At 71.4% G+C, this 5,819-nt stretch carries 6 protein-coding genes; 2 read left to right on the top strand and 4 right to left on the bottom strand.

The genetic code is table 11. The annotated features are described in order from the left end of the window. Window positions 1-83 precede the first annotated feature (83 nt). Entirely contained in the window at window positions 84-809 is a 726-nt protein-coding gene (locus N864_RS18485) for a hemerythrin domain-containing protein (RefSeq protein ID WP_034720535.1), read from the top strand. Between the two features lie 41 nt (window positions 810-850). Here N864_RS18485 and N864_RS23785 read toward each other — a convergent pair whose 3' ends face one another. The 3 genes from N864_RS23785 to N864_RS18470 form a co-directional block, all read right to left on the bottom strand. Further along, window positions 851-2,581 carry an alpha/beta hydrolase gene (locus N864_RS23785; RefSeq protein WP_051518783.1) on the bottom strand — a complete coding sequence of 577 codons (1,731 nt, stop codon included), beginning with the start codon at window positions 2,579-2,581 and terminating at the stop codon, window positions 851-853. Next, window positions 2,574-2,879, bottom strand: coding sequence for a hypothetical protein (locus tag N864_RS18475; RefSeq protein WP_034720532.1), 306 nt, complete (start codon window positions 2,877-2,879; stop codon window positions 2,574-2,576). The genes N864_RS23785 and N864_RS18475 overlap by 8 nt, the downstream gene beginning before the upstream one ends. 354 nt (window positions 2,880-3,233) lie before the next feature. Further along, window positions 3,234-3,638: a LysM peptidoglycan-binding domain-containing protein gene (locus tag N864_RS18470; protein ID WP_034720530.1), complete on the bottom strand. Its 405-nt coding sequence runs from the start codon at window positions 3,636-3,638 to the stop codon at window positions 3,234-3,236. Between the two features lie 284 nt (window positions 3,639-3,922). Between N864_RS18470 and lexA the strand changes: the two genes are divergently transcribed. Then, window positions 3,923-4,642 carry a transcriptional repressor LexA gene (gene lexA / locus N864_RS18465; protein WP_034720540.1) on the top strand — a complete coding sequence of 240 codons (720 nt, stop codon included), beginning with the start codon at window positions 3,923-3,925 and terminating at the stop codon, window positions 4,640-4,642. A gap of 140 nt (window positions 4,643-4,782) precedes the next feature. Here lexA and N864_RS18460 read toward each other — a convergent pair whose 3' ends face one another. Beyond that, window positions 4,783-5,712, bottom strand: coding sequence for a Sir2 family NAD-dependent protein deacetylase (locus N864_RS18460; protein WP_205620999.1), 930 nt, complete (start codon window positions 5,710-5,712; stop codon window positions 4,783-4,785). Window positions 5,713-5,819 lie beyond the last annotated feature (107 nt).

The raw sequence follows: 5,819 nt of genomic DNA, 5'->3' as shown, positions 1-5,819 counted from the left end.
TGTATCACCGGGTATGCCGCTCACCTCCTTCTCCTCGCGTGCCTCCCAACCCGGGTGGCCCGACCCTTGAGAAGGACCGACGCATGACCCTCCACGAGATGACCTCCACCGCCTGGCCGACCCAGCCGCTGCTCCCCGGCCAGGCCGCCGCGCCAGAGGGCCCGGTCGACATGACGATGATGTACGTCGTCCACCACGCCTTCCGGCGCGACCTGCGGGCCTTCGCGCTCGCGGCGGAGCGCACTCCCGTCACCGACCGGATGACGTGGCAGGCGCTGGCGAACCGCTGGGACCACTTCTCCAGCGTCCTGCACCATCACCACCACGGTGAGGACGCAGGCGTCTGGCCGGTCCTCATGGACCGCGCCGACCCCTACGAGCGCGCCGTGCTCGAGGCCATGGAAGCCGAGCACAGCGAGATCGACCCGATGCTGGAAGCCAGCACAGCGGCATACCGCACGCTTGCCCTGACCGGGGACGAGCAGGTGCGTGCGGACCTCGCGACCACGCTCCGCGCGGCTGTCGAGAGCCTGGGGCGTCACCTGGCGCACGAGGAGAGCGAGGCGATCGCGCTCATCCAGAAGTACGTCACCCCTTCGGAGTGGGTGACCATCGAGCAGGAGAACTTCCACAAGGGCGTGCCTCCGGCCCTGATGATCGCGATGGTCCCGTGGCTGATGCACGAGCTGCCCGTGAGCGCCCAGGCTCGGCTCGCCGCGGACGCCCCCCTCCCGATGAGGGTGATCTGGCGCCTGACCCGCGGTGGGTTCGCCCGCCGGGAGCGGATCGCCTTCCGTTACGCGCTCTGACGCCTCGTTGAGGTGCCCAGCCCCCACGCGGTGCGGGCACCTCAACGCGTCGCCGGGCGGGTCACCGGCGCAGCGACGTCAGCCGTGGCCGCGACGGCGGCCGGCCCCTGGACGCCACCGGTGGGCCGGCGCTCCGCCGCGCTCGCCGGAATGACGAGGTCGGGGCGCCCGGCAGCGACGGCGACGAGGTTGCGTCGGGACAGCGTGCCCGCTGCCCGGTACTCCGAGTGCCCCTCGGCGCTCCGCAGGTCGTTGGGCATGCCCTTGACGTGCAGGGTCGCGAGCCGGCGTGCCCCGGGGACCGCCAACGGGGGCATGCCGAGCACCAACGGGCCGGTCTTCGGGATCCAGTCGTCGGGCGCCGCGAGCACGTTGAGGCCGTTCGGCTTGAGGCCCACCTGCTCGACCGTGCGGAAGGGCACCCCCGGGGATCCGAAGAGGACGACGTCGTCGACGGAAACCGTCTGCAGCAGAGCATGCCCGGCGAGGTTGCTGCCGTAGGAGTGCGCCCAGAGCGTGGAGTGGACCGGCGCGTCCCGCGCGGCGTCGACGCCGTTGAGGAACGCCGCCAGCTCGTCGGCGTAGCCGCGAGAGAGATCCTCCCCCAGCACGCTGGCGCCCCGGGTCGTCAGACCCGCCCACTGTGGCGCCGGATAGCCCAGCCAGCTGACGACCGCGACGGCACCCTCGGTGAGCGCGTCCGCCTCCGCGCGCATCTGCGTCGACTCCCGGTCGATCCGTCGCAGCGAGCCACGCACCGTCGTCGTGAACCCACCGACGTGGGTGGCGACGTGCTCCGCCGTGTCGACGTCGCCGACGGCCACGACGGCCTGCACGATCGGCCCCGAGTCGTCGACGTGGAGCAGCTGTCGCTGCGCGCCGTCGTGCTGGAAGAGCACGTCGCGGACGACCCGCAGCGACTCGACCCGCTGGACCTTCCACTCTCGGTCCGCCCGCTTCGCGGTCTGGCTGCCGTAGTGGTGGTCCTCGACCTGTGCCAGCTCCGTCGCTGCGGCGGCCTCCAGGCGCCCGAGCAGCGTGACGTTCGCCGCGTGACGGGCCCAACCGGGCAGCCCGTCGCGCGGGCCTACCCAGTCGGGACGCTCCCGTATGACGCGTCCCTTCTCCTCGGGCGTGAGGGCTCGCCACCACGCGGCGTTGGCGAAGGCGCTCGCCGGGTCGACATAACTGCCCTGACGCAGCGGCGGCGGAACAGGGACCGGCAGGGCGCCCGGGGACATGGCGGGCATCGCCGTCGACCCCTGCGCCGCGGCGCGCAGCCGCGTCGACGCCTCGTGGTCTGCCTGCCGCGCCAGGTCCTGTGCCTGCCGCAGATCTCGGTCGATCTCCTCACGCAGCAGCGCCTCCCGCCTCGCATGGTGCGCAACGAGCACCGGGTCGAGGTAGGCGGGCGGCTGGGGCAGGAACAGCTGCCCCTCATGGTTGAGCCATCCGGATGCCTCGGCGGCTCGGACGTCCGCGTGGCGGACCAGCTGGAGGCACGCCTGCATGCGCTCCGCGAGGTGGGTGAGCAGCTGTGCCGTGACCCCGAGCCGGTTCGCGATCTCCCCGAGGGCGCGGATCGCGTCAGCGTTGCGCGCGACGGCGGCGAGCGCGGCCGGCCCGGCCCAACCGGACGCCCGGGGCCGGCCGGCGAGCAGCTCTGCCATCGCGTCACCGATTCGCTTGCGCTCCAGCTCGACCCGGTCGCGGGCCTCCCTCACGAGGGCCGGCCGGAAGCACCGGATGTCGGCTACCGACAGCTCACTCATCTGCCTGTGGCCCCACGGCGCGCAGTTGTTGTGCCGTCAGCGACTCCAGACCCCCGTATCCGTCCGCAGCCTGGACGAGGGCGCTGCCGAGAATGCGCAGTTGCCCGCGGGCCCCGGACAGCTGGATGTCCCACTGGTTCGTGATCGCCTTGAGCCCACCGACGGTCACGCCCCCGGCGAAGGCGAACCTCAGCGGCCCGAGATCCTCCTCGAGGCGCAGGCTGCCAAGATGCTCGAGCGCTCGCGCGATGTGGTCCGCACCGGCGTTGAGGGCGTTCGGGTCGACGGTGTACCTCACCTTGTCTCTCCTGCCTGCCCCCTACCGGAAACGCTACTGCGGCCAAGCGATATGCCGTCCCGCTCGTCCACAGCGGCAGAGGTGCCAGCACTGGGGGCGGGAAGGGCCCATCGCTCATGTCTGCTGCCCCGGCTCCGGGCGGACCCCCGGGCGACTGGATCGACTGACAGGTGACCGACGCAGGGCCTGCGGCGGGCGGGCGAGGGTCACTGCACTCGAGCGGGCAGGGATCCGCGGGAGAGCAAAGAAGGACGCCACCCCAGCGAAACTGGGATGGCGTCCATGGTGGTCGGCGGGGTCGATGCGCCGCCCACCGAGCCGCTGAAGGTGGAGCCAACGCGGCCGTTCGAGGGGTCAGCCGACGGGGATCGTCAGGGTCTGACCGGCGTGGACCTGGTCGGTCGACAGCGCGTTGGCGACCTGGATCTCGACGACGGCGTTGCTCAGCGCCACGCCGGGAAGCTCGCTCGCCGCAATCTCCGACAGGGTCTGGCCGGGATGCACGGTGACCGTGCGCGTCGTCGAGGTCGACCCCGACGCCATCGCGGTGGAGGCTCCGAAGCCGACCGCAGCAATGAGGCCAACCGCGGCAAGGGTCAGCGCGAGCCGACCCCGACGCGTGATGCGGACCGGGCCGGCCGGCGCGGTGCGCCCGAAGCCTTGCGCGTCCGAGCCGGTCGGCACGAGCACCAGCTGGGGTCGCTCGGAGCTCGGCTCGGCACGCGGCTCGAGGATCGGCTGCACGGTGATGGCGCTCATGGGGTCCTCCTTGGTCGGTCTCACTGGTCGGTCCGGCATCCCGCTCGAGGTGGGCCGGGACGAACAGCTGTTCGATCGAACGCTTGTACGATTTCTAACACGGTCCGCCGACATTGTCGAGACACGCGTCGAACAGATGTTTGGCTTCGGTGTTCGAACCTCGTACGCTGCTCTCACACGAGACACTCCACCAGCCACCACCGACAGTGCCTCCCGACGGACGTTCCTCCGCCCGTTGGCAGCGCCCGCGGACCGGCTCGGTGACCGCGACGAAGGGGATGCAGATGGCCGACGTGACGCAGTTTCCCGACCGTGACCGGGGCGACGGGCTGACGGCCCGCCAGCGGCGCGTCCTCGAGGTGATCCGCGACTCGGTCGACCGGCGCGGCTACCCCCCGAGCATGCGGGAGATCGGTGACGCCGTGGGCCTCGCGAGTTCCTCGAGCGTCTCGCACCAGCTCAACGCCCTCGTGGCGAAGGGCTACCTGCGCCGCGACCCCAACCGTCCCCGCGCCCTCGAGATCGTCTCCCCCGACACGCCGCCGGAGCAGCTCGGCTACCGCGGCGGCGGCATCATCCCCCTCGGCCCCTCCTTCGACGACGAGACCGACTCGGGCGACGCGCGCCCGGCAGCGTCCTACGTCCCGGTCCTCGGCAAGATCGCCGCCGGCGTGCCGATCACGGCCGAGGAGGTCGTCGAGGACGTCTTCCCCCTGCCGAAGCAGATCGTCGGCGAGGGCCAGCTCTTCCTGCTCAAGGTCCAGGGCGACTCGATGGTCGACGCCGCCATCTGCGACGGCGACTGGGTGGTCGTGCGCCAGCAGCCGACCGCCGACAACGGCGATATCGTCGCCGCGATGCTCGACAACGAGGCGACCGTCAAGACCTTCAAGCGCAAGGACGGTCACGTCTGGCTGCTGCCCCACAACGAGGCCTACGACCCGATCGACGGCGACCACGCCACCATCCTCGGCAAGGTGGCGGCCGTCCTGCGCCGCGTCTGACGGCTCAGCGACCGCGACGGCTCGGCGACCGCGGCGGCTCGGCGTCGCGATCACTCGCATCCTCCTGCTCGAAAGCCGGCCCCGCACCTGGCGGGCGCCGCCCAGCAGACCAGCTGAGCGGCATACGGAATGGCTTGTCCTCAGGGCTCCAGAGCGGCGCCGAGCGCGTCTAGAGTCGGAGCCAGCGGCGCGTGGATCCGGATCGACGCGTCCGCGTCCCCACGGGTGGCCGACTGGGTGACGATGGCGACGGGAACGCCGACCTGCCTCGCCCGGCGGACGAAGCGGTAGCCGCTCATCACGGCGAGCGACGAGCCCAGGACGAGCAACGCCCCGGCCGACTCGACCAGCCGAAAGCTCTCGTCCACAAGGGTTTTCGGCACGGACTCTCCGAAGAAGACCACGTCCGGCTTGACCGAGTCATGCCCGCAGACGAGGCAGCGCGGGGCATGGAACGAGGCGACCAGCTCGTCCGCGAGGACGATGTCGCCGTCCGGGCGGACCTGCTCGCCCCACTGCGACCCGACCGTATGTCCCGCAGCGGCGAAGCGCTCCATGAAGCCCGGGTTTGCCTGCGTCATCCGCTCGTGGAGCGACGCTCGTGAGGCCACCTCGCCACAGGTCAGGCATACCGCCCGGTCGAGCGACCCGTGCAGCTCGAGCACGTCTTGGCTGCCGGCCGCCTGGTGCAGTCCGTCCACGTTCTGGGTGATGACGGCGTCGACATAGCCGGCCTGCTCGAGGGCGGAGACGTGCCGGTGGTTGCTGTTCGGCCGCGCCGCGTTGAACCGTTGCCAGCCGATGTAGCTGCGGGCCCAGTACCGGCGACGGGCCTCACTCGAGCCGGTGAACTGGCCGTACGTCATCGGCTCGACCCGGCGCGTGCCGTCCGGTCCGCGATAGTCCGGTATCCCCGAGTCGGTGGAGATCCCGGCGCCGGACAGGACGACGAGGCCGCCGGCGCTCACGAGGTCGACGAGGTCGTCCAGCGTGCCGAGGTCGGTCGTCTCGAGCGGCAGCACCCGCGAGGTCGCGAGGCGGGCGGTGACAACAGGACGGGACTCGGACACAGTTCACTCTACGTTTGAGGGGCGCGCGGTATTCCGACGCGGCACGGATCGGAGAACGCGCTCACTCGACGGGTTGGAACCGGAGAACGCGCTCACTGGCACGTAAA

Source organism: Intrasporangium chromatireducens Q5-1, assembly GCF_000576575.1.
GTDB lineage: Bacteria > Actinomycetota > Actinomycetes > Actinomycetales > Dermatophilaceae > Intrasporangium_A > Intrasporangium_A chromatireducens.
Note: the sequence above shows the minus strand (reverse complement) of the source record. Positions and strands in the feature narration are given on the sequence as shown.